Origin of the sequence: Saccharopolyspora antimicrobica (genome assembly GCF_003635025.1) — a bacterium.
GTDB classification, from domain to species: Bacteria; Actinomycetota; Actinomycetes; order Mycobacteriales; family Pseudonocardiaceae; genus Saccharopolyspora; species Saccharopolyspora antimicrobica.
The window spans coordinates 6,543,351-6,566,752 of record NZ_RBXX01000002.1 but is presented as its reverse complement, the minus strand read 5'-3'; the positions used below and the strand labels follow the sequence as shown (position 1 = coordinate 6,566,752).

The following is a 23,402-nucleotide window of genomic DNA, read 5'->3' as shown; positions in this document are numbered from 1 at the left end:
CCCGCCTCAGACAGCGGATTCGGCGGGGAGCTTGTCGACGCGGATCGCCGAGGCCTTGTACTCGGCGGTGCCCGCCACCGGGTCGGTGGCCTCGATGGTGATCAGGTTGACGTCCACCTCGTCCGGGAAGTGGAAGGTCATGAACGCCAACCCCGGCCGCAGCCCCTCGTCCAGCCGCACCGGCGCCACGATCGAGCCGCGCCGCGAGGAGATCTGCACCTTCTCCCCCGCCACCACGCCGAGCCGTTCGGCATCGGCCGGGCAGAGGTCGATGGTCTCCCCGCGCCGCATCGGCGAGCTGAAACCGCCCGACTGCACACCGGTGTTGTAGGAGTCCAGCCGCCGCCCGGTGGTCAGGCGCAGCGGGTACTCCTCGCTGAGCTCGTCCACCGGCGGGCTGTGCGGCACCGGCGCGAACGCCGCGGGCTCGCCGCGCTCGGCGGGATCCTCCGCCCACAACCGGCCGTGCAGGTAGGTCGGTTCCAGCTCGTCCTCGGAGTAGCACGGCCACTGGATGCCGCCGAGGTCGGCGAGCCGCTGGTAGCTCATCCCCCGGTGCATCGGCGAGAGCGCCCGCATCTCGTCCCACACCTGCTCGGCGGATTCGTAGTGCCAGTCGTGGCCCAGCCGGCGCGCGATCTCGCAGATGATGTCGATGTCGTCGCGCGCCTGCCCCGGCGGATCCAGCGCCTTGCGCACCCGCTGGACGCGCCGCTCGCTGTTGGTGAAGGTGCCGTCGCTCTCGCACCAGGCCGCTGATGCGGGCAGCACCACGTGCGCCTGCTGCGCCGTCTTGGTCAGGAAGATGTCCTGCACCACCAGGTGCTCCAGGTTCTGCATCCGCTTGAGGGTGCGTCCGGAGTCGGCCTCGGACTGCACCGGGTTCTCACCGATGGCGTACACCGCGGTGAGCTCGCCGCGGTCCATGGCCTCGAACATCTGCGTCAGGTGCCAGCCGTAGCGGGGTGGGATGCTCGATCCCCACGCCGCGTCGAACTTGGCCCGCACCTCCGGCAGCAGGATGTCCTGGAACCCCGGCAGCCGGTTCGGGATCGCGCCCATGTCGCCGCCGCCCTGCACGTTGTTCTGCCCGCGCAGCGGATTCAGCCCGGCGCCGTAGCGGCCGACGTGCCCGGTCAGCAGCGAGAGGTTGATCAGCGACAGCACGTTGTCGGTGCCGTTGTGGTGCTCGGTGATGCCCAACGTCCAGCACAACTGCGCGCGGTCGGCCCGGGCGTAGGCCTGCGCGAGCTCCTCGATGAGTTCGGCGGGAACCCCGGTCTCCAGCGCGGCGACCTCGGGCGTCCACTGCTCGACCTCGGCGGCGTAGGCCTCGAAACCGCTGGTGGCCCGATCGACGAACGACCGGTTGACCAGTCCGGAGCTGATGATCTCCCGGCCGATGGCGTGCGCCAGCGCGATGTCGGTGCCGACGTCGAGCTGCAACCACCGGTGCGCCCACTTGGCGGTGCTGGTGCGCCGGGGATCCACGACGTAGAGCTTGGCGCCGCGGTGCACCGCCTTGAGCACGTGGTGGAAGAAGATCGGGTGCGCCTCGCGGGCGTTGGAGCCCCACATCACGATGACGTCGGCATCCTCGATCTCCTGGTAGGACGAGGTGCCGCCACCGCTGCCGAAGACCTGGGCCAGCCCAGCCACGCTCGGCGCGTGGCAAGTCCGGTTGCAGGAGTCGACGTTGTTGGTCCCGATGGCCGCGCGGGCGAACTTCTGCGCCACGTAGTTCATCTCGTTGGTGGAACGGGCGCAGGAGAACACGCCGAAGGCATCCGGGCCGCGGGATTCGACGGTCCGCGCGATCCCCCCGGCCGCGCGGTCCAGGGCTTCCTCCCACGACGCGGGGCGCAGCTCGCCGCCGTCTCGCACCAGGGGCTCGGTCAACCGCGTGTAGCTCATTGCTGCCTCCTCTGTTCGGAGATCGCGCAGATCCGCTCGTGGTGCGACACCGGTGTTCTCGCGCGGAATCGGCGCGTGCCTGGCGACGATTTCGCGTGAAGTCGCCACCCGGCCGGACCACCACCGGGACCGGTCCGGCGACTCGCTCCTCCAGATCTCGCAGCGCGGGAGTCCCATGCTCGCCCGCCGGTCGGCCACCGGCCATCCGCCGTTCGATGGCAATGTCGGCGGCGCTCCAACGCGGCTGAACAGGCCGGAACCAGCCCGGACACTCGCCGGAGCATGCAGTATACAGTATGTAGCCCCACCGGAAAACCACCGGCGGACCGGCTTTTCGAATCCACTTAGGACGGACAGGCCTGCATCTGGGCGACCGGGTATGGACAACCGGCCACCCGCTGCGGTATCCCTGAAATCGCCTCATACGGTATGCAGTATGGAGCCGACCGCAGCCCTTTCCCTCTGAGAGGACGAGAGCGCTCATGGCCCAGACATCACCCGAGCAAGCAGGCGCAGCAGAGCTGATCTCCGGCGGTCACCTGGTCGCCAAAGCGCTCCGAGCAGAAGGCGTGGACACCATCTTCACGCTCTGCGGCGGGCACATCATCGACATCTACGACGGATGCGCGGACGAAGGCATCGAGGTCATCGACGTCCGCCACGAGCAGGTCGCCGCGCACGCCGCCGACGGCTACGCCCGCGTCACCGGCCGGCCCGGTTGCGCCGTGGTGACCGCGGGACCGGGCACCACCGACGCGGTCACCGGCGTGGCCAACGCCTTCCGCGCGGAGAGCCCGATGCTGCTCATCGGCGGCCAAGGCGCGCTGTCGCAGCACAAGATGGGTTCGCTGCAGGACCTCCCGCACGTGGACATGATGGCGCCGATCACCAAGTTCGCCGCCACCGTCCCGCACACCGAGCGCGTCGCCGACATGGTGTCGATGGCCTTCAGGGAGTGCTTCCACGGCGCACCCGGCCCGTCGTTCCTGGAGATCCCGCGCGACATCCTCGACGCGAAGGTGCCGGTGGACCGGGCGCGCATCCCGCTGGCCGGCGGCTACCGCGCCTCCACCCGTTCGGCGGGCGATCCCGACGCCGTGGAGAAGCTGGCCGACCTGCTGGTCAAGGCCGAGAAGCCGTGCATCCTGCTGGGCAGCCAGACCTGGACGTGCCGGGCCACCGACTCGGCGGTCAAGCTGGTGCGCGAGCTCAACCTGCCCGCGTTCATGAACGGCGCCGGACGCGGCACCCTGCCACCGGCCGACCCGCTGCACTTCCAGCTCGCCCGCAGGCACGCCTTCGGCAACGCGGACCTGATCATCATCGTGGGCACCCCGTTCGACTTCCGGATGGGCTACGGCCGCCGCCTCTCCGCCGACGCCACCGTGGTGCAGATCGACCTCGACTACCGGACGGTGGGCCGCAACCGGGACATCGACCTGGGCATCGTCGGCGACGCCGACGCGGTGCTCACCGCGCTGGCCCAGGCCACCTCCGGCCGGCTCGACAACGGCGCGGGCAAGCGGGAGAGCTGGATCCGCGAACTGCGCGAGGTGGAGACGGCGGCCTACGAGAAGCGGTTGCCGCGCCAGCTCTCCGACTCCTCCCCCATCGACCCGTACCGGCTGGTGCACGAGATCAACGAGTTCCTCACCGAGGACTCCCGCTACATCGGCGACGGCGGTGACATCGTCACCTTCTCCGGCCAGGTCATCCAGCCCAAGGCACCCGGTCACTGGATGGATCCCGGCCCGCTGGGCACCCTCGGCGTCGGGCTGCCGTTCGCGATGGCCGCCAAGCACGCCCGCCCCGACGAGGAGGTGGTGTGCCTGTTCGGCGACGGCGCGTTCAGCCTCACCGGCTGGGACTTCGAGACGATGGTGCGCTTCGACCTGCCGTTCATCGGCATCGTGGGCAACAACTCCTCGATGAACCAGATCCGCTACGGCCAGATCGCCAAGTACGGCGCGGATCGCGGCCGGATCGGCAACACCCTCGGCGACGTGGAGTACAGCAAGTTCGCCCAGATGCTGGGCGGCTACGGCGAAGAGGTCCGCGAACCCGGCGAGATCGGGCCGGCCCTGCGCCGCGCCCGGGAGTCCGGCAAACCGTCCTTGATCAACGTGTGGGTCGATCCCGACGTCTACGCCCCGGGAACCATGAACCAGACGATGTACAAGTGAGAACTCGTCGTTTCCAGACTCGCCTCGCCCGGCGGTGCCGGTAGCGGAACCTCAGCGCTCGCCCGGCTTCACGCAGGACCAGCCGTCCTCGCCGCGCGAGCGCTGAGAACCCGCGGCGGTGCAGGCGCCGCAGGTGGGCAAAGCGGCTCCGCCGCTTCGAAGACAGAAGAGGTGCTTGAGATGAGCGCTCTGGAAGGTGTCCGGGTGCTGGACATGACGCACGTCCAGTCCGGGCCGTCCGCGACGCAGGTGCTGGCCTGGCTCGGCGCCGACGTGGTCAAGCTGGAGGCGCCGACCGGCGACATCACCCGCAGGCAGCTGCGCGACGTCGACGACGCCGACAGCCTGTACTTCACCATGCTCAACTGCAACAAGCGCAGCATCACGCTGAACATGAAGTCCGAGCGCGGCAAGGAGATCTTCACCCGGCTGGTCGCCGAATCCGACGTGCTGGTGGAGAACTTCGGGCCGGGCACCGTGGACCGGATGGGCTTCCCGTGGGAACGGTTGCGGGAGATCAACCCGCGCCTGGTCTACGCCTCCATCAAGGGCTTCGGCGACGGCCCCTACACCCACTTCAAGGCCTACGAGGTCGTCGCCCAGGCGATGGGCGGTTCGATGAGCACCACCGGCCTGGAGGACGGGCCGCCGCTGGCCACCGGAGCGCAGATCGGTGACTCCGGCACCGGCATCCACACCGTCGCGGGAATCCTCGCCGCCCTGCTGCAGCGCGAGCGCACCGGCCGCGGGCAGCGGGTTTCGGTGGCGATGCAGCACGCGGTGCTCAACCTGTGCCGCGTCAAGCTGCGCGACCAGCAGCGACTGGCGCGCGGACCGCTGCGCGAGTACCCCAACGCCGGCTTCGGCGACGAGGTGCCGCGCTCGGGCAACGCCTCCGGCGGCGGGCAGCCCGGCTGGGCGGTGCGCTGCAAGCCGGGCGGGCCCAACGACTACCTCTACGTCATCGTCCAGCCGCAGGGCTGGGCGCCGATCGCGCGGCTGATCGGCAGGCCCGAGCTGATCGAGGACCCGGAGTGGGCCACCCCGGAGGCCCGTCTGTCCAAACTGGACAAGATGTTCGGCCTGATCGAGGAGTGGACGCTCGGCCAGGACAAGTGGTCGGCGCTGGCGGCGCTCAACGAGCACAACGTGCCGTGCGGTCCGATCATGTCCACCAGGGAGATCATCGAGGACAGCTCGCTGGCCGACAACGACATGATCGTCACCGTCGACCACCCGGAGCGCGGCCCGTTCCGGACCGTCGGCTGCCCGATCAAGCTGTCCGACTCCCCGGTGCGGATCGACCGCTCCCCGCTGCTCGGCGAGCACACCGCCGAGATCTTCCAGGAACGGCTGGGCATCGGTGCGGCCGAGCTGACCGAGCTCAAGGCGAACGGGGTGATCTGAGGATGGCACACGAGACAGCACGCGTGCGGGAGGTGCTGGACGCGGTCCGGGCAGCGGGCCGCACCGCGCTCACCGCACCCGAGGCCAAGCAGCTCTGCGACGCCTACGGCATCCCCACCGCCGGTGAAGGGCTGGCGACCAGCGCCGACGAGGCGGTGGCGCTGGCCCGCGAGATCGGCGGACCGGTGGCGCTGAAGATCGTCTCCCCGGACATCCTGCACAAGACCGACGCGGGCTGCGTGCTGGTGGGCGTCTCCGGGGACGAAGCGGTGCGCAGCGGCTACGCGGAGATCCTGGCCAACGCGCACGCCTTCACCGAGAACCCGGCCATCGCCGGGGTGCAGGTGCAGCAGATGGTCAGCGGCCTGGAGGTGATCGTCGGCGCGACCACCGATCCGACCTTCGGCAAGGTGGTCGCGTTCGGGCTCGGCGGGATCCTGGTGGAGGTGCTCAAGGACGTCACCTTCCGGCTCGCGCCGCTCTCCCCCGAGCAGGCCCGGTCGATGCTCGACGACATCGCCGCGGCCGAGGTGCTGCGCGGTGCGCGCGGTGGTGAACCGGTCGACGCGGCGGCGCTGGCCGACGTGCTGCGCCGGGTCTCCGAGCTGGTCGACGACTTCCCGGAGATCAGCGAGCTCGACCTCAACCCGGTCTTCGCCACCGCCGCCGGCGCCATCGCGGCGGACGTGCGGATCGTGCTGGCCACCGAGCCGGACGAGGCACCGCCGCAGCGCTCGCAGGAGGAGATCCTGCAAGCGATGCGGCGGCTGATGAACCCGGACAGCGTTGCCGTGATCGGCGCCTCCAACGAGGACGGCAAGATCGGCAACTCGGTGATGAAGAACCTGATCAACGGCGGCTACGCGGGCGAGATCCACCCGGTCAACCCGAAGGCCGACGAGATCCTGGGCCGCACGGCGTACCGGAGCATCACCGACGTGCCGGGGCCGGTGGACGTGGCGGTGTTCACGGTGCCGGCGAAGTTCGTGGCGGCGGCGCTGGAGGACTGCGGGCGCAAGGGCGTCGCGGCGGCGGTGCTCATCCCCTCCGGCTTCGCCGAGACCGGCAACCAGGAGCTGCAGGACGAGGTCGTCGCGGTCGCCCGCAAGCACGGCATCCGGCTGCTCGGGCCGAACATCTACGGCTACTACTACACGCCGCAGAACTTGTGCGCGACGTTCTGCACGCCCTACGACGTGCGCGGCGGGGTCGCGCTGACCTCGCAGAGCGGCGGCATCGGGATGGCCATCCTCGGCTTCAGCCGCACCACGAAGATGGGCGTGTCGGCGATCGTCGGGCTGGGCAACAAGTCCGATGTGGACGAGGACGACCTGCTGACGTTCTTCGAGCAGGACGACAACACGCACTGCGTGGCCATGCACCTGGAGGACCTCAAGGACGGCCGGGCCTTCGTCGAAGCCGCCCAGCGGGTCACCAAGAAGAAGCCGGTGGTGGTGCTCAAAGCCGGACGCACGGACCTGGGCGCGCGGGCGGCCAGCTCGCACACCGGCGCGCTGGCCGGCAACGACAAGGTCTACGACGACGTCCTGCGCCAGTCCGGGGTGGTCCGGGCGCCGGGGCTCAACGAGATGCTGGAGTACGCGCGCGGCATCCCGGTGCTGCCCACCCCGAAGGGCGAGAACGTCGTCATCATCACCGGTGCGGGCGGATCCGGCGTGCTGCTGTCGGACGCCTGCGTGGCCAACGGCCTGCGGCTGATGGACATCCCGCCGGACCTGGACGCGGAGTTCCGCCGCTACATCCCGCCGTTCGGCGCCGCGGGCAACCCGATCGACATCACCGGCGGCGAACCGCCCAGCACCTACGAGGCCACCATCCGGCTCGGGCTGCGTGACCCGCGCATCCACGCGCTGATCCTCGGCTACTGGCACACCATCGTCACGCCGCCGATGGTGTTCGCCGAGCTGGCCGCGCGGGTCGCCGAGGAGGCGCGCACCGACGGAGTGGACAAACCGATCGTGGTGTCCCTGGCCGGGGACACCGAGGTGGAGAAGGCCGCCGACTACCTGTACGACCACGGCATCGTGGCCTTCCCCTACACCACCGAGAAGCCCGTCGCCGTCCTCGGCGCCAAGTACCAGTGGGCCAGAGCGGCCGGACTCCTCGACTGACGCCACCCGGGGCTCCGCGCCCCGGATGACGCCGAGCACCACCCGAATGGCCTGAGAGCACTGTCGGCGAAGCCGTCCGCGCCTTATAAGCGGCGCCAGCCGCTTGGACCACCTCAGCAACGGGCTCACCTGCGGGTTCTGAGTGTTTTCCTGGCGAGGACGGCCCCTCCGCCGTGTATTGGTCATACATCAGGAGGGGCACCCGCAGTCCAGGGAAGCACTCAGGTTCCGCTAGGCGACCACCCAAGCAAAGCAACCACGAACAGGTCCCGATCAGGCACTTGCCGGTGCGCGGATTCGCGCCCCGCCGGGTATGGGAGGCGCCTGATCACCACGTGTGAGCACAGCGAATCCCGAAGGGCGAGGAGGTCCGGTGTGGACGCTGAGAAGGCGCCGGGGAGAGATTCAGAACCGGTCATAGGGAGCAAGGTCTGGAAGGCGGGCCGGCTGGAACCGATGCCGATCCGCGCGTTGCCCGAATCGCCGCCGTCGATCCACCTGCTCGGCCCGACCGTGTTCCTGGTCGCGCTCGGGGTCGGCATGGGCGAGTCCTACATGTGGCCCCGGCTGGTGCTGGTCTTCGGCCCGGAGATCCGGTGGCTGTTCCTGATCGGCGTCACCCTGCAGGCCGTGGTGATGCTGGAGATGGCCCGCTACGCGATGGCCACCGGGGAGAGCATCTTCTCCGGCGCGGCGCGGGTGGCCAAACCGGTGATGTGGTTCTTCTTCGTCACCGCGATCGCCGTCTACATCTGGCCCGGGCACCTCTCGGCCGGAGCGGCCGCGCTGGAGGAGATAACCGGGGTGCCGTGGGTGGTCTCGGCGTGCATCGGGCTGCTGCTGGTGGGCGTGATCTTCACCCTGGCCAAGGTGATCTACGACCTGCTGGAGAACGTGCTGTCGGTGCTGATCGGGCTGCTGGTGGTGGGCACCGCCGTGGTGGCCGCGATGGTCGGCGACCTCGCGGACCTGACCAGCACCCTCACCGGCATGTTCCACTTCGGCTACTTCCCCGCCGAGGCGATGTCGCCGACCTGGTTCCCGATCGTCGTCGGCGCGGTCGCCTTCGCCGGGCCGTCGGGCATGCAGCAGATGTGGTACACGCTGCACCTCCGGGACAAGGGCGCCGGGATGGGCGCGCACATCCCGAGCATCCGCGGCCTGCGGCACGCGGGCGAGGAGGAGGCGATGCCCTCGCGCGGGTTCATGTTCGACACCGAGGATCCCGAGGAGCTGCGCAAGTGGCGGGGCTGGCGGCGGTGGGTCACCTTCGACGCGCTGCTGCTGTTCTGGGGCATCACCATGCTGGTGACGATCTCGTTCACCGTGCTGGCGCAGTCCGCGGCCCGGGAGAACCCGGACGTGCGCGGGCTGATCGAGTCCGGTGAGCGGGAGGCCTCGCTGACCGCGATGGCCGACGCCTTCTCCTCGGCGGGCGGTCCGGTGCTGGGCTCGGTGTTCCTCGGGTTCATCGCGCTGATCGGGCTCAACGCCACGCTCGGCCTGTTCGACTCGTTCTCCCGCGGGCAGGCCGACATGACGTACAACTTCGTGCCCGGGGCGCGGCGGTTCCGGATGTCGCACCTGTACGCGGCGTTCCTGTGGGGCGTGATCCTCTTCGGCATCGGGATCCTGCTGTTCGGGCCTGCCGACGGGCCCGGCGCGATCCTGGACGTGCTGGCGTTCCTGTCCACCTTCGCGATGGGCGCCTACTGCGTGGTGCTGCTGCTGGTGAACAACCGGATGCTGCCGCGCCCGATCCGGCCGAGGTGGTGGAGCAACGCGATCATCGGCTTCGGCGCGGTGTTCTACCTGGGGTTGCTGTTCTACAGCCTGTTCGCCTTCGGCGTGGTCGTGAGCTGATGACCACGACGAAGCAGGTCCTCGCACCGGGGCTGGTGATCGGCACGGTCGGCGCGCTCTTCGCCGACGGATTGGCGGTGCTCAGCGGTGTGCCCGCCGGCTGGGCCGTGGTCACCGCGGTCGCGCTCGGCGTGCCGCTGGCGGCGTTCGGAGCCGGGTGCAGCGTCCTGCGGGCGCGCGGGGTGCTGCGCGGCGGTGCGTTCGCGCCGGTGGCGCTGTACTGGCTGATCGCGTTCCCGCTGGCGCGGCTGGTGCAGGAGGTCGTCACCGGCCTGGTGCTGGCCGGGCGGCTCGCGCTGCCGCCGCAGCTGGCGGCGTTCCTGGTCTACCAGGCGCTGATCAGCGTCGGCTTCGCGATCGGGTTCGTGTGGGTGCAGGAGCGGATGTGGCGGAGCGGGTGAGCAGCGGTGGGACGTGTGACCAGCAGGCGGCGGGTGGTGAACCTGCGCGACGGGGCCCGGCGGATCCGGCCGGACACCCTCGTCACCGAGGAACCGCTGGAGATCCGGCTCGGCGGCCGGCCGCTGACGGTCACCATGCGCACTCCGGGCGATGATTTCGACCTGGCGGCGGGATTCCTGGTCAGCGAAGGGGTCGTGCGCCGCACCGAGGAGATCGTGAGCATCCGCTACTGCGCGGGCGCCACCGACGACGGGTCGAACACCTACAACGTGCTCGACGTCGCGTTGGCGCCCGGCGTGGCGCTGCCGGATACCTCGTTGCAGCGCAACTTCTACACCACCTCCTCCTGCGGGGTGTGCGGGAAGGCCAGCCTCGACGCGGTGCGCACCGTGGCGAGCTGGCCGGTCCGCGACGACCCGGCGGCGCTGGGACCGCAGCTGCTGACGGCGCTTCCGGACCGGCTGCGCGCCAGGCAGCGGGTTTTCGACCGCACCGGTGGTCTGCACGCCAGCGGCCTGTTCGGGCTCGACGGGGCGCTTCGCTGCGTGCGCGAGGACGTCGGTCGGCACAACGCGGTGGACAAGGTCGTGGGGTGGGCGCTGCGCTCCGGGCGGCTGCCGCTGTCCGGGAGCGTGCTCGTGGTCAGCGGCCGGGCATCGTTCGAACTGGTGCAGAAGGCCGTGATGGCCGGGATTCCGGTGCTCGCCGCGGTCTCCGCGCCGTCGTCGCTGGCGGTGGACCTGGCCGCGGAGTCCGGCCTGACGCTGGTCGGATTCCTGCGCGGCAGCAGCATGAACGTCTACACCGGGGCGCACCGGCTGGGGCTGTCGGAGGGGCGGGCATGATCGGGCTGCACACGCCGGGCCGGGAGGTCCGAGACCATCACGGCCGCCGCTACCGGCTCGGCGAGCACCCGAGCGAGCTCATCGGGCGCTCCCGGGGTGCGGTGCTGTGGTTGTGCTGGTTGCCGATGCTGCTCGTCGGCACCATGCAGTACGCCTACGGATCGCTGGTGCCCGGGCTGGTCGCGGCCGGGCTCGCCCGCGATGAGCTGTTCTGGGCGCTGGCGGGCTGGGCCGTGTGCCAGGCGGGGGCCGGGCTGCCGGTCGCCCACCTCCGCCAGCGCAACCGCATCGGGCCGCGAACCGCGCTGGTGGTGGGCGCTTTTCTGAGTGCGGGCGGGGTGTTGAGCCTCGCGCACTCGGCGTCCGCGCCTGGTCTGCTCGTCGGGTACTCGGTGCTGGGCGGTACCGGTGCGGGCCTGGTCTACGCGGCGTGCACGTCGACTGCGGGCAAGTGGTTCCCGGAGCGCGCTGCGGCGCGGGTCGGCTTCGTCACCGGGGCGTTCGCCTACGGTTCGGTGCTGTTCGTGCTGTGGCTGCCGGTGGACGCGGTGGCGTTGGACGCCTTCGCGATCGCGCTCCTGGTGGCGGTGCTCGGGTGCGGTCTGCTGCTGGCCGATCCTCCGAAGCACTGGTGGCCCGCGCACGTCGATCCGCGTCGGTGGGCGTTGACCAGGCCGAATCCTCCTGCCGTGCGGGAGTTCTCGGCCGTCGAGGCGCTGCGCACGCCGACGCTGCCCGTGCTGGCGGCGTGTCTGTTCTGCGCTGCCACCGTCTCGCTGTTCGACGCTGCGTTCCTGGCGTTGTTCGCGGGCGTTCCCGTGGTCGCCGTGTTCATCGCGATCAATGGTGCGGGCCGGGCGCTGGCGATCCCGATCGCCGATCGGGTCGGCTGCCGCCGCACGCTCGGCTGGGTGGTGGCCGTCCAGGCTGCTGGGCAGGTGGTGCTGTTGGTCGGTGTCGCGCAGGGCTCGGTCGCGCTGCTGTTCGCCGGAGCTGCTGCGGCAGGGGTTGGTGGCGGGGCCTCCTACCCGCTGTCCGCTGCGTTGGCCCGCGAGTACTTCGGCGAGCACAGCGTCGAAGTGCACGGGCTGGTCTACAGCGCCAAGGCTGCCAGCGGTGTGGTCGGGATCGGTTTGGGCGCAGTGGTCATCGCGCAGTGGGGCTTCCCCGTCGCGCTGCTGGGGGCTGCGGTGTTGGCGTTGTCCGGCGCTGTCCTCAGTGGAGCGTTGCGGCGACCGGGGTTGCCGAAGACGCTGCCCTCACCCGATCTGCGCGCCGATGGCGTTGGCGGCGGCCTGTAGCCGTTCGGCCACGTCTTCCGGCGAGCGGTCGCTCGAGACGTAGACGACGGCCACCGCGGCGCAGGTCAGCGCGCGCGAGGCGATCGGCACCGCCACCGACGACAGGCCCGGGATCACTTCGTCGTGGCTGGTCGCGTAGCCCTGTCGCCGCGCCTGCGCCACGCGCTCCGCCACCTCCGCGCCCATGCCCTCGGTGCCCAGCAAGGTCAGCAGGGCGACTCCGGGCGCTCCGTGCTCTAACGGGTGACGGGTGCCGGGGTGCTCGGCGACGGTGCCTGCCGCGCGGCGGGGCTCGACGCTGGCGAGCGTGATGCACTCGCCGTGGTCGTGCACGACCACGAAGCACGTCATGCGCAGGTCCGCTGCGACCGCGGCGAGTTCGGGGACCGCGACGCTTTGCAGGTCGCGCGAGACGCCGTGCGCCAGCACGGCCAGGCCCGCGCCCGGCGCGCAGCGGCCGGCGGAGTCCCTGGCGACCAGGCGGTGGTCCTCCAGGGTGCGCACGATCCGGTAGACGATCGAGCGGTGCACGCCGAGCTCGGCCGCCAGCTCGTCGATGGTGCGCGGCCGGTCCGCCGCGGCCAGCACTTCCAGGACCTGGATGCCGCGGGAGAGCGTCTGCGATCGCGCTCCGTCGTTCTTCGCCCGTTCGACCATGTCGGCGAACATAGCCGCCCACCCCTTGTGCTGCCGCTCACAGCCCACTAGCGTTCTCAAATAGAACTTGTCGTTCGATTATAGAACTCAGGTGGTCCGAGATGGCACGTCCCCGCACGGCCCGCTCCCCGGCCGACACCCAACGCCGGCTCCGCTCCTGCCTCGGCAGGTTCGCCACCGGCGTCACCGTGATCACCTTCGACGGCCCGAGCGGACGGCACGGGTTCACCGCGAACTCCTTCACCGGGGTGTCGATGGACCCGCCGCTGGTGCTGGTCAGCGTCGCCAACGCCGCCAAAGCGCACCGCGAGCTGCCGGAGCGGCCGTTCACCGTCAACGTGCTCGGAGCCGAGCAGCAGGCGCTCGCCCTGCACTTCGCCGGACGTCCGCAGGCCGAACCCGCCTGGGACGACACCGGCTCGGCCCCGAAGCTGGTGGGCGCGCTGGCGCACCTCGAATGCCGCCCGTGGCGCACCTGCGAAGCCGGCGACCACACGCTGCACATCGGTGAGGTCGTCGACTTCGACTACCGCGGCGGCGACCTGCTCGGCTTCGCCAACAGCCGCTTCACCACCATCACCGAACCCCTGCTCGGCATGGAAAACCTGCTCTGAACCTGGAGGCAAACAATGGGCGCCCGTTCCGGACAGCAGTACCTCGACGACCTCGCGCAGCGGCGTATCCACGTCCAGATCGACGGCGAGACCGTCACCGGAAACACCCCGAACCACCCCGCTTTCGCCGGCGTGGCGCGCACCTACGCGGAACTGTTCGACATGCAGGTCAGCCCCGAGCACCGCGACGTGCTGACCTACGAGTCCCCGACCTCCGGTGAGCGCGTCGCCACCTCGTTCCTGGTCCCCGAGAACGACGAAGACCTGCGGCGCAGGCGGGAGTCGTTCCGCACATGGGCCAACTACACCGGCGGCATGCTCGGCCGCACCGGTGACTACCTCAACAGCGCCCTCATGGCGCTCAGCCAGGCCAAGTCCTGGTTCGGCCAGGCCGACCCGGCCTTCGGCGACAACATCGAGCGCTACTACCAGAAGGTCCGCGAAGAAGACCTCCTGTGCACCCACACGCTGATCCCGCCCCAGGTCAACCGCAGCGTCGGCGGCGGCCAGCAGGGCGGCGGAGCGCTGATGGCGCACGTGGTCCGCGAGGACGACAACGGAATCGTGGTCCGCGGCGCCCGCATGCTGGCGACCGTCGCCCCGATCGCCGACGAACTGCTGGTGTTCCCCTCCACGGTCCTGCGCGGAACCCCCGAGGACGAGCCCTACTCGTTCGCCTTCGCCATCCCCACCGACGCCCCCGGCCTGCGCTTCCTGGCCCGGCAGCCGCTGCACGCCAACCGCAGCAAGTTCGACGAACCGCTGGCCGCGCGCTTCGAGGAGAGCGACTGCGTGGTCATCTTCGACGACGTCCACGTCCCGTACGAGCGCGTGTTCGTCCTGCGCGACACGGACCTGTGCAACGGCTTCTACACCCGCACGAGCGCGACGACCCACATGACCCACCAGGTCGTCACCCGCACGGTCGCCAAGAGCGAGTTCTTCCTCGGCCTGCTCACCGAACTGGCGGACGCCATCGGCATCGACGGCTTCCAGCACATCCAGCAGGACCTGGCGGAAGCGATCACCACGGTCGAGATCGGCAAGGCCCTCCTCCAGTCGGCGGAATCCCAGGCGGCCAAGAACGAGTTCGGCGTCCACAGCCCGCTGTGGACCCCGCTGAACACCGCCCGGAACTGGTACCCGAAGGCCTCCCAGCGCCTCCCCGAGATCGTCCGCAAGTTCTCCGCGAGCGGCCTCATGGGCCTGCCGGCCGAACAGGACGTCTTCGGCGCGGCCCGCGAGGATGTGGAAACCTACCTGCAGGGCAAGTCGATCGACGGCCCGGACCGGGTGCGCCTGTTCAAGCTCGCCTTCGACGCGAGCACCTCCGCCTTCGCCGGTCGGCAGAACCTCTACGAGCACTTCTTCTTCGGAGACCCGGTCCGGATGGCCGGGGCGTTCGTCGGGTCCTACGACGACGGAGGGGTTCGGAAGCGGGTTCAGGACTTCCTGCAGCGGTGATCCCGGGCAGCGGCCGTCGTGCGGTTCTTCGCACGGCGGCCGCTGTTTTGTTTCGGGTTGGGGCGGGTGGTGGTTGGGGCTTGTGTCCGTTGTGTTGTGGGCGGGCGTAGGGCCGGTGCATTGCCTTGGCTGTTGGGTGGGTGGTTGGGGCCTTTTCTGTTGTGTTGTGGTGGGGTCATCCCCGTGTCTTGGGGGATTGTGGGGGCTGTGGTCCGGATGTCAAGCCCGGCCTGGCGGCCGCCCCTTCGGGGTTGGCAGGCTTGACATCCGGCCCACAGCCCCGTTTTGGCTCTATGTCACGGGGATGACCCGGTATGGAACGGACCCCGGCCATCATGGACACCTTCCGGGAAGCGTGGTGGCCGAGGCCTCTGCCGGTTGAGTCGTGGGTAGCTCCGCCACCGGCAGGTCGCGTGACGGGTCGCTGTGGTGTGCGGGCTGGCGGTTTGGGCTTCTGGGGTCTGGCTGTCGACCGACCGACCGGCCTTAGTCGTCGACGCAGCAGCGAAAACCAGTTCAGTCCTAACAGGACCGTAGCGAATTCACGTTTCTGCGCGGGCAAAGGCCACCGACACGCCGATCAGTAACCTTCCAATATTTGCGGCTTCTGGTACCAGCTAGAGATTTTCGTGTTTTAGCCGTGTTGTGATCACCTGATTGTGCGACGGTTATTCGCTCGAAACCACGTTCGATTCTTGAGAGAATTGATGCATGACACCGCTGATGACCACCCAGGACACGACGCCCGCCGCTGGCGCGGGTGCGGTCGTGTCCGCCTTGCCCGCGTGGGACATGCCCACGCCGGTCGAGTCGTGGCCGCCCGCGGTGACCTCCCTGACCGACGAGCAACTCGCGACCCGGATCGGCGAGGTGGAACGACAGATCCGCCAGGCCCGGATGCAACAGCTGCGGCTGATCGCCGAAGCCGACCGCCGCCGCCTGCACGCCGCTCGTGGTGTGCGCTCGACGCAGGTGTGGCTGAAGAACCTGCTCAACATCGACGGCCAGGACGCCACGAACCGAGTCCGCATCGCCACCGCCACCACCCCGGCCGCGTCCACCGACGCCGATGCTGCCGCAGACACCACTGGAGTCGATGTCGTTGCACTCCCGGAGACCGGACAAGCACTCGGTGAGGGTGTGATCGGGCTGGAGCACGCACGTGTGATCTCCCGCTGCCTGACCCGGCTGCCCGAGCACGCCCGACACCGTGCCGGTGAAGTGGAACGGCTGCTGGTGGAGAACGCCTGCCGCCAATGCCCCCGTGATCTGGCCAAGCTGGCCGACCGGGTGCGCTACATGCTCGACGCCGACGGTGCCGTCGCGGACGAGCAGGCCCAGTTCGAATCCCGAGAACTGCACTACGCCACCGCCCGCGACGGAATGCTGGTCATCAAAGCCCGCCTGGACCGCGAGACCGGGGCGAAGTTCGTCACCGCCCTGCGCCCCCTGGCCGCGCCGCGCCCGGAAACCGACGGAGTCAAGGACCCCCGCACGGTCGGGCAACGCAACGCCGACGGCCTGGCCACCCTGCTCGACCTCGTGCTCGACACCGACGGAATGCCCCGCACCGGTGGGCAAAAGCCGCACCTGACCGTCACCATCGACTACACCGACCTGAAAAACCAGCTCCCCACCACCACCAACGGCGAGATCATCACCCCCGCTGGTGGGGCGGGGATGCTGGAAGGCACCGGCCAGTACCTCAGCCCGCACACCATCCGCAGGATCGCCTGCGACTGCGAGGTCCTGCCCATGGTCCTCGGCAGCGACAGCCTGCCTTTGGACGTGGGGGCATCGCAGCGGACCGCACCGACGCATATCCGTGCCGCGCTGCTGGCCCGCGACGGCGTCTGCGCCTTCCCTGAATGTGACCACCCGGCGGGAACGCCGCAGGCCCATCACATCGTGCACTGGGTCGACGGAGGACCCACCAGCCTCGACAACATGGTGATGCTGTGTGCCCACCACCACCGCACCATCCACAACCACCACTGGCACATCCAACTCGACCACGGCCGACCGGCATTCACACCACCGGCAAACGTCGAGCCGGCACGCACACCCCGGCCTGGCGGGAGAGCCCAACCTGCCACACATCGCCACGCCCTCCGTTCCCTGAACACCTCACCGGAGGGCGCGCCGCCAACAGCTCCACCGTTGGCGAATACACGATGACTCCACCCATGGCCTTGGGTGGGGCACTCCGCCCTGCCCAAGGTCGGGTGAGCCGACAGTTTCGGAAGCACGACACGCCGCCAGGCGACCTCAACCCACCACCAACACCCGAGCACCACACCACACCACCCCGAAAACCCAACCCAGCGACGAAAGGAACCCACCGATGACGAACCAACCCACCACCGCCCAGCCCGCAACGGCCAGCACCACCACGCCCCGCCGCCACACCCAGACCAGCCGTCGGCCCGCATGGCACAGCAACCCGACGCACCACCTACCGCTGACGGAGCAACCCACGACTCAACCTGTAACGGTCCCGGCCACCCACACTCCGCGATCCGCCGTCAACAAATGGGGTCCGTTCCATACCGGGTCATCCCCGTGACATAAAGCCAAAACGGGGCTGTGGCCCGGATGTCAAGCCTGCCAACCCCGAAGGGGCGGCCGCCAGGCCGGGCTTGACATCCGGACCACAGCCCCCACAATCCCCCAAACCACGGGGATGACCCCCACCACAACACAACAACACCCGTAGCACGCACCTTGAAAACACAAGAGCGGAAACAAAAGGCACCCCCAGATTCGTGGGCTCCCTGACACCAGATAGTCCACTTGTCAGGGAACCCACGAACAAAACGCATGATGCGAACGGCACCCAGGCGAACGCAGAGGCTCGACGGCGCTGAACTACGCCCCAGCGCCGTCGAGCTGCTCGATCGTCGCGATCGACGGCCCTTCGGTGCGCTGCAGGTCCCGAGCCACAGCCTCCGCGTCCCGGAGAACCCGCACTGCGTTGCGCCAGGTCAGCTTGCCCAGGTCAGCCTCCGACCAGCCACGCTCAAGCAGCTCCGCGATCAGGTTCGGGTAACTCGCGACGTCCTCCAAGCCCTCCGGGGTGAAAGCGACGCCGTCGTAGTCGCCACCGATCCCGATGTGGTCGACGCCCGCGACCTCCCGCATGTGGTCCAGGTGGTCCGCCACTGTCGGCACCGTCGCGACCGGCTTCGGGTTGGCCTCCTCGTAGGCCTGCAGCACCGCCTTCGCCTCCGACGAGGTGGCCAGCGGATCGAAGCCGCGCTCGCGGAGGGCGTCCTCGGCCGCCTTGGTCCACTCGACCGCCGCGGGCAGGACGAACTTCGGCACGAAGGTCGCCATCGCCACCCCGCCGTTGGCTGCCAGCGCGGCCAGCACGTCGTCGGGGATGTTGCGCGGGTGGTCGCAGACCTCCCGCGACGAGGAGTGCGAGAAGATCACCGGCGCACGGCTGGCCCGCAGCGCGTCGCGCATCGTGCTCGGCGCGACGTGCGAGAGGTCCACCAGCATGCCCATCCGGTTCATCTCGCGCACCACCTCGACGCCGAAGGCCGTCAGGCCGTTCGCGGCGGGTTCGTCGGTCACCGAGTCCGCCCACGGCACGTTGTCGTTGTGGGTGAGCGTCATGTACCGGACACCCAGCTGGTGCAGCGCGCGCAAGGTCGCCAGCGAGCAGTTGATCGAGTGGCCGCCCTCCGCACCCAGCAGCGAGGCGATCCGGCCACCGGCCCTGGCCGCCTCCACTTCGTCCGCGGTGCGCGCGAGCTGGAGCTCGTCCGGGTAGCGGGCGATCAGGTTGTGCACGCAGTCGATCTGCTCGAGGGTGGCGCTGACCGCCTTGTCCCCCTGGTACTCGGCCTTGACGTACACCGACCAGAACTGGCCGCCGACCCCGCCGGCCCGCAGCCTGGCCAGGTCGGTGTGCAACCGGGCCGACTGGTCCTGGGCGATGTCGCAGCGCTCGAGGTCGTAGCCGACCTTCTCGCGCAGCGCCCACGGCAAGTCGTTGTGCCCGTCGAGCACCGGGTTCTCGGCGAGCAGCGCTCGGGCCCGCTCCACGGCGGCCGCGTCGGTCATCAGAACACCTCAATCCGCGAGTTCAGCACCTGGCCGAGGATATCCGCCCGTCCGGCGAATTGATCGAATCGACTTATCCCGCCACCGGCCGCACCATCGGAGAATGGACGAAATCCCCAGGCAGCAGGTCGGCAGCGACCTGCCCAGCGTGCTAGCCGAGTACGGCCACCTGGCAGCCCAGCTGCCGAGCGCGTCCCGTCAGCGCGCTGAGGCGCTGCGCGCACGCCTGGCCGAGCTGGACGAGCTGATCGACCAACACGTCGCCCGCCTGTCCGGCCTCCGGGAGACCGATCCGGTCAGCTGGTCGTAGCGCCGGCACCGAGCTCGTCGAGTGCTCTCCCGGTGGCCGAGATGACCTGCCCGAGGGCGTCGTTCAGCCGCTCCAGGTCGGCCAGGTCCATGCCCAGCAGCTCGACCACCCGGTACGGGATCTTCTCGGCTTCCGAGCGCAGCTCCCGCCCCGCGTCGGTCAGGTCGACCGCGAGCTGCCGCTCGTCGCTGCGGCTGCGCGGGCGCACCACGTAGCCGATCGCTTCCAGCCGCTTGAGCAGCGGGGACAGCGTCGCCGCCTCGGCGTGCAGCGCCCCGCAGAGCTCCTTGACCGACCGCGGTGAGCTCTCCCACAGCGCGAGCATCACCAGGTACTGGGGATGGGTCAGGCCCATCGGCGCCAGCAGCGGCCGGTAGAGGGCGATGACGTTGCGCGATGCCACCGACAGCGCGAAGCACACCTGGCGGTCGAGAGCCAGCGGGTCTTCACCCAGGTCGATCGGCTTCATCCGGGCCACCTTCCACAACGTTCTGACATGCGTTAATAATTAGTGTACTAATGAACGTGTGGCGGCGTTCCGCCCGCCGAGCAGAAAGGGGAGCACTTGTGACCGGCACCAAGCCAGCGCGCCCCAACCCGCTGCAGTGGATCTGGTACGCGCTGGGCGGCCGGCTTCCCGAGCGCTACCGCGAGTGGGTGCTGCACGACATCACCTGTCGGACCTGGATGCTGCGGCACGTCAGCCGCACGCTGGTGCAGCTCTCCCCCGGCCTGCTGTTCCTGCTGCTGCCCGGTCCGCTGTGGATCCGCGGCATGGCGGTGCTCGGCGGGTACATCCTCGGCATCTGGTACTCGATGTCCTACATGGAGCACACCACCGAGTACCGGCTGTACAAGCACGGCTATCCGATCGGCGCGGGGAAGGCCACGCGGGAGGAGGCCAAGGCGGAGCAGCGCGCCGCCCGGACCTCCCGCTACGAGGAGATCTACCGCAACGCGCCCGAGTCCTGAGCGACCACTGCGGCGTGCACCGCGCGGACCAGCCGGTCGTTCTCCGGGGCAGCGCCACCGGGGAAAGCGAAGCGGCGGCGGGTGTAGCCGTAGGCGAGCCCGCTGCGCGGATCGGCAAAGGCCTGGGAACCGGCGGCACCACTGTGCCCGAACGCACCCTGGCCCAGGACCGGGTAGACCTCGGCTGACACCGTGAAACCGAGGCCGAACGCCTTGTGCGTGCGGGCAACGACGTCGTAGCCGATCGAGTGCAGCTGCGCGAAGGCCGCCGCAGTGTCCGGCTTGAGCAGCGGAGCGCGGCCGTCGACCTCACTGATGGCCGCCGCGTACATGCCCGCGAGACCGCGGGCGGAGGCGACACCGCCGACCGAAGCCGGGCCCTTGGCCCGCACCACTCGTTGGTTGGGCAGGTCGGCGAGGTCGAGCGCATCCGGGTGGTGCTGGTTGTAGGCGATGCCGGTCACGCTGTCCGGGGCAGTCTCGCCGGCCTCCAGCTCGGCCAGCTGCGTCGGAGTCGGCAGCATCGGCAGCGTGGTCCGGAACCGGTCCTCCTGGTCTTCCGGGAGCCCGAGGTAGAAGTCCAGGGCGTAGGGCGCCCGGACGCGGGTCTCGAACACCTCCTGCAGGGTCCGGCCGGTGGTGCGGCGGACGAGTTCGCCGGTCAACGCGCCGATCACCAGCGCGTGGTAGCCGAACGCGGTGCCCGGACGCCAGAACGGGCGCGCCGCGGCGAGCCGCTCGGCGATCACCAGGTCATCCGCCAGCTCGTCGAGCGAGAACCCGCCTTCCACGCCGACCACCCCGGCGCGGTGCGCGAGCAGATCGCGCAGCGTGATGCCCTGCTTGCCCTCGGCGCCGAACTCCGGCCAGTAGTGGCTCACCCGCTGGTCCAGGTCGAGCACGCCGTCCTGCACGAGCAGGGCCACGACCAGGTAAGCGGCGCCCTTCGTCGAGGAGAACACGCCGGTCAGCGACGAGCCGGTGAACTCCGGCCCGACCCAGAGATCCACCACGCGCCGTCCGCCGACGTGGGCGACCAGCTGGGCCGCGTAGTCGCCACCCTGGTCCGCGGCGACGGCGGCGAACTCCTCGCGAACGGACTCGTAGCCCGCCGCAACGGTGCCCTGCGGGATGCTCTCGGTCGACATCGACGCTCCTCGGCTCACACGATCATTGCGCCAGCAATCAAGTGGCGATCGCGCCCGAGTATTCCCCCGCGGGGTCACAGCCCGAAGCGCCGGGCCCAGTCGGTCACGTCGGCGATGGCGGCGTTGCCGCCGCAGACCAGCAGCCCGAGCTCGGCGTCGCCGACCCGTTCCAGCACCTGGCGGGCGGCGGGGAGCAGGCAGCCCTCGGCCGGCTCGGTCCAGAGCTTGGCCCGCTCGGCGAAGTCCAGCACGCCCTGGACCGCCTCGGCGTCAGAGACGACGATCACGTCGTCGACCAGTGCTGACACGTGCTCGTAGGTGAGCGGCGAGACCTGCGGGGCGCTGAGCGTGGACACGATGGACGACAGCTCGATCTCGGTCGGCCCGCCTGCGGCCAGCGCCGCCGACATGGCGTGCGCACCGGCGGTTTCCACGCCCCAGATCCGCACGTCGGGACGGCGGGCGCGCAGCGCGGTGGCGACACCGGAGATCAGCCCGCCGCCGCCGATGCTGACCAGCACGTCGGTGACGGGCCCGGCGTCTTCGGCGAACTCCAGGCCGACGGTGCCCTGACCGGCGATGACGACCGGGTCGTCGAACGGGTGGACCAACGTCAGCCCGCCGGCCTGCAGGTCGGTCATCAGCTTGAACGCCCCGGCCATGTCGTCGGTGAGCCGGACCTCGGCACCGGCCGATTCGGCGACCGAGACGGCGCGGCCGGGCGCGGAGCGCGGCATCACCACCGTCGCCTTGATGCCGAGCGCCCCGGCCATGACCGCCAGCGCGATGCCGTGGTTGCCGCCGCTGACGGCGACCACCCCGGCTTCGCGTTCGGCTTCGCCGAGCGACAGCAGCTTCGCCGCGGCCCCGCGGACCTTGAAGGAGCCGGTGCGCTGGAGCAGCTCCAGCTTCGCCGTCACCGGGACACCGAGGAGTTCGGCCAGCCCGGGACTGGGCACCGTCGGTGTGCGCAGGACGTGTTCGGCGATGCGCTCCGCCGTTGCCTCGATGTCGGTGATGCCGATCAACACGCTCGCCTCCGCCTAGGGTCTTTCCGATGAGTCTCGCTGGCCGCCGCAGGCTTGCTGTCGTCCGGCCCTGCCCGACCTCCGCGGTCTGCGGGTGCATTGTGGCTGGTCGGTGTAGGGGCAAGATCTGCCGGGCACGGCCTACGTCTGGCGCGGCAGGCGTTTCCCGTGGCGGTAGCGGCCTGGTGCGATGGTGAACTCGCGGCGGAACGCGTTGGCGAATGCGTACTCCGAGCTGTATCCGACCCGTGCGGCAACCACGCTCAGCGGTGCGTCGGAGTCGCGCAGCAAGCGCGCCGCGGTCGTCAGCCGCCACCAGGTCAGATAGGTCAACGGCGGGCGGCCGACGAGCGCGGTGAAACGTCGGGCGAACGCGGCGCGTGAGGCCCCGCTGCATGTCGCCAGCTCCTGGACGGTCCACGGCCGCGCCGGATCGTGGTGGATCACGTCCAGCGCTGTGCGGATCACCGGGTCGGCCAGCGCCGCTGCCCAGCCGGTGGGCCCCGCGCACACCGGCTGGTCCTCCAGCCAGGCCCGCAGGACGTAGAGCAGCAACGTCTCCAGCAGCGCGGACACGACGGCGTTGCTGCCGGGCCCGGGACTCTCCAGTTCCGCGCCGAGCAGGTCCACCACCGCCCGCAGTCGTGGGTGGCGCCCGAGCCGGGCGGGCAGATGCACCACGTCGGGCAGCTCGTCCAGCAGCGGATGGCCGCGGTCTGCGTCGAGTTCGTAGGCACCGCACAGCACCACAGTGGTCAGTGGACCGGTTCCTGTCCCGTCGGCGCCCTCCTGCGTGGAGTCAGCCAGCTCGTAGTGACCCCCGTGCGGGAGGAACAGCACGTCCCCCGTACCGAGCGCCACCGGGTCGCCCTCCGCGGGGATCAGCCAGTACGTCCCTGCCAGAACGACCTCGAACGCTGCCGTCCCCGGCGTCGGCTGCAGGCTCTGTCGCCACGGGGAGACCCGCCTCACGCGCGCTGACCTCGGATCACCGGTGCGCATCACGGTGATGACATCGCTCAGCACATCCATCTCGCCAACCCCGTCGTCGAGTCTCCTGGCCGTCTCATGGCAGAGACGTTCGCTTATCC

The 23,402-nt window shown here is 70.0% G+C and carries 19 protein-coding genes; 12 read left to right on the top strand and 7 right to left on the bottom strand.

Features of this window, described 5'->3' with window-relative positions:
* Nucleotides 1-6: 6 nt before the first annotated feature.
* Complete coding sequence (locus ATL45_RS31065; protein WP_093146159.1) at nt 7-1,914, bottom strand: molybdopterin oxidoreductase family protein; 1,908 nt, start codon at nt 1,912-1,914, stop codon at nt 7-9.
* Nucleotides 1,915-2,396: 482 nt separating this feature from the next.
* Here ATL45_RS31065 and ATL45_RS31060 point away from each other — a divergent pair, with 482 nt between their 5' ends.
* The 7 genes from ATL45_RS31060 to ATL45_RS31030 all read left to right on the top strand — a co-directional run bounded on the left by ATL45_RS31060 (nt 2,397) and on the right by ATL45_RS31030 (nt 12,047).
* On the top strand, nt 2,397-4,097 hold the full coding sequence (locus ATL45_RS31060; protein WP_093146160.1) for a thiamine pyrophosphate-binding protein: 1,701 nt from the start codon (nt 2,397-2,399) through the stop codon (nt 4,095-4,097).
* Nucleotides 4,098-4,277: 180 nt separating this feature from the next.
* Nucleotides 4,278-5,504, top strand: coding sequence for a formyl-CoA transferase (frc, locus tag ATL45_RS31055; RefSeq protein WP_093146161.1), 1,227 nt, complete (start codon nt 4,278-4,280; stop codon nt 5,502-5,504).
* 2 nt (nt 5,505-5,506) lie between these two features.
* Entirely contained in the window at nt 5,507-7,636 is a 2,130-nt protein-coding gene (locus ATL45_RS31050; protein ID WP_093146162.1) for an acetate--CoA ligase family protein, read from the top strand.
* A 375-nt stretch (nt 7,637-8,011) separates the two neighbouring features.
* Nucleotides 8,012-9,499 carry an Nramp family divalent metal transporter gene (locus tag ATL45_RS31045; protein ID WP_246025654.1) on the top strand — a complete coding sequence of 496 codons (1,488 nt, stop codon included), beginning with the start codon at nt 8,012-8,014 and terminating at the stop codon, nt 9,497-9,499.
* The gene (locus tag ATL45_RS31040) at nt 9,499-9,900 is read left to right on the top strand and encodes a hypothetical protein (RefSeq protein WP_093146164.1); all 402 of its coding nucleotides are present in this window, start codon (nt 9,499-9,501) and stop codon (nt 9,898-9,900) included. Before ATL45_RS31045 ends, ATL45_RS31040 begins: the two co-directional genes overlap by 1 nt.
* A gap of 6 nt (nt 9,901-9,906) precedes the next feature.
* Nucleotides 9,907-10,746, top strand: coding sequence for a formate dehydrogenase accessory sulfurtransferase FdhD (gene fdhD / locus ATL45_RS31035; RefSeq protein ID WP_093146165.1), 840 nt, complete (start codon nt 9,907-9,909; stop codon nt 10,744-10,746).
* Nucleotides 10,743-12,047, top strand: coding sequence for an MFS transporter (locus tag ATL45_RS31030; RefSeq protein ID WP_093146166.1), 1,305 nt, complete (start codon nt 10,743-10,745; stop codon nt 12,045-12,047). Before fdhD ends, ATL45_RS31030 begins: the two co-directional genes overlap by 4 nt.
* On the opposite strand, the gene ATL45_RS31025 is transcribed toward ATL45_RS31030, so the two are convergent.
* Nucleotides 12,006-12,704, bottom strand: coding sequence for an IclR family transcriptional regulator (locus ATL45_RS31025; RefSeq protein WP_093147285.1), 699 nt, complete (start codon nt 12,702-12,704; stop codon nt 12,006-12,008). The two genes, ATL45_RS31030 and ATL45_RS31025, sit on opposite strands and share 42 nt — an antisense overlap.
* Before the next feature lie 101 nt (nt 12,705-12,805).
* On the opposite strand from ATL45_RS31025, the gene ATL45_RS31020 reads away from it, so the two are divergent.
* The 3 genes from ATL45_RS31020 (at nt 12,806) to ATL45_RS31010 (ending at nt 16,960) form a co-directional block, all read left to right on the top strand.
* Entirely contained in the window at nt 12,806-13,318 is a 513-nt protein-coding gene (locus tag ATL45_RS31020; protein ID WP_093146167.1) for a flavin reductase family protein, read from the top strand.
* Nucleotides 13,319-13,333: 15 nt separating this feature from the next.
* Nucleotides 13,334-14,782 carry a 4-hydroxyphenylacetate 3-monooxygenase, oxygenase component gene (hpaB, locus tag ATL45_RS31015; protein ID WP_093146168.1) on the top strand — a complete coding sequence of 483 codons (1,449 nt, stop codon included), beginning with the start codon at nt 13,334-13,336 and terminating at the stop codon, nt 14,780-14,782.
* A gap of 711 nt (nt 14,783-15,493) precedes the next feature.
* Nucleotides 15,494-16,960: an HNH endonuclease signature motif containing protein gene (locus ATL45_RS31010; RefSeq protein WP_121505429.1), complete on the top strand. Its 1,467-nt coding sequence runs from the start codon at nt 15,494-15,496 to the stop codon at nt 16,958-16,960.
* A 690-nt stretch (nt 16,961-17,650) separates the two neighbouring features.
* Here the strand turns inward: ATL45_RS31010 and ATL45_RS31005 are convergent.
* Nucleotides 17,651-18,853 (bottom strand): dipeptidase, encoded by a 1,203-nt coding sequence (locus ATL45_RS31005; protein WP_093160747.1) that lies wholly within the window; start codon nt 18,851-18,853, stop codon nt 17,651-17,653.
* A gap of 103 nt (nt 18,854-18,956) precedes the next feature.
* Here ATL45_RS31005 and ATL45_RS31000 point away from each other — a divergent pair, with 103 nt between their 5' ends.
* Nucleotides 18,957-19,163: a hypothetical protein gene (locus ATL45_RS31000; protein ID WP_093160745.1), complete on the top strand. Its 207-nt coding sequence runs from the start codon at nt 18,957-18,959 to the stop codon at nt 19,161-19,163.
* Here the strand turns inward: ATL45_RS31000 and ATL45_RS30995 are convergent.
* Nucleotides 19,150-19,632 (bottom strand): MarR family winged helix-turn-helix transcriptional regulator, encoded by a 483-nt coding sequence (locus ATL45_RS30995; protein ID WP_093160742.1) that lies wholly within the window; start codon nt 19,630-19,632, stop codon nt 19,150-19,152. The genes ATL45_RS31000 and ATL45_RS30995 overlap by 14 nt on opposite strands.
* Before the next feature lie 98 nt (nt 19,633-19,730).
* Here ATL45_RS30995 and ATL45_RS30990 point away from each other — a divergent pair, with 98 nt between their 5' ends.
* Nucleotides 19,731-20,135, top strand: coding sequence for a DUF5313 family protein (locus tag ATL45_RS30990; RefSeq protein ID WP_093160740.1), 405 nt, complete (start codon nt 19,731-19,733; stop codon nt 20,133-20,135).
* Here the strand turns inward: ATL45_RS30990 and ATL45_RS30985 are convergent.
* The 3 genes from ATL45_RS30985 to ATL45_RS30975 all read right to left on the bottom strand — a co-directional run bounded on the left by ATL45_RS30985 (nt 20,111) and on the right by ATL45_RS30975 (nt 23,343).
* Nucleotides 20,111-21,283: a serine hydrolase domain-containing protein gene (locus ATL45_RS30985; protein WP_093160737.1), complete on the bottom strand. Its 1,173-nt coding sequence runs from the start codon at nt 21,281-21,283 to the stop codon at nt 20,111-20,113. The two genes, ATL45_RS30990 and ATL45_RS30985, sit on opposite strands and share 25 nt — an antisense overlap.
* Nucleotides 21,284-21,357: 74 nt before the next feature.
* The gene (locus ATL45_RS30980; protein ID WP_246025653.1) at nt 21,358-22,314 is read right to left on the bottom strand and encodes a pyridoxal-phosphate dependent enzyme; all 957 of its coding nucleotides are present in this window, start codon (nt 22,312-22,314) and stop codon (nt 21,358-21,360) included.
* A 138-nt stretch (nt 22,315-22,452) separates the two neighbouring features.
* Nucleotides 22,453-23,343, bottom strand: coding sequence for an AraC family transcriptional regulator (locus ATL45_RS30975; RefSeq protein ID WP_093160732.1), 891 nt, complete (start codon nt 23,341-23,343; stop codon nt 22,453-22,455).
* Between the last annotated feature and the right edge of the window lie 59 nt (nt 23,344-23,402).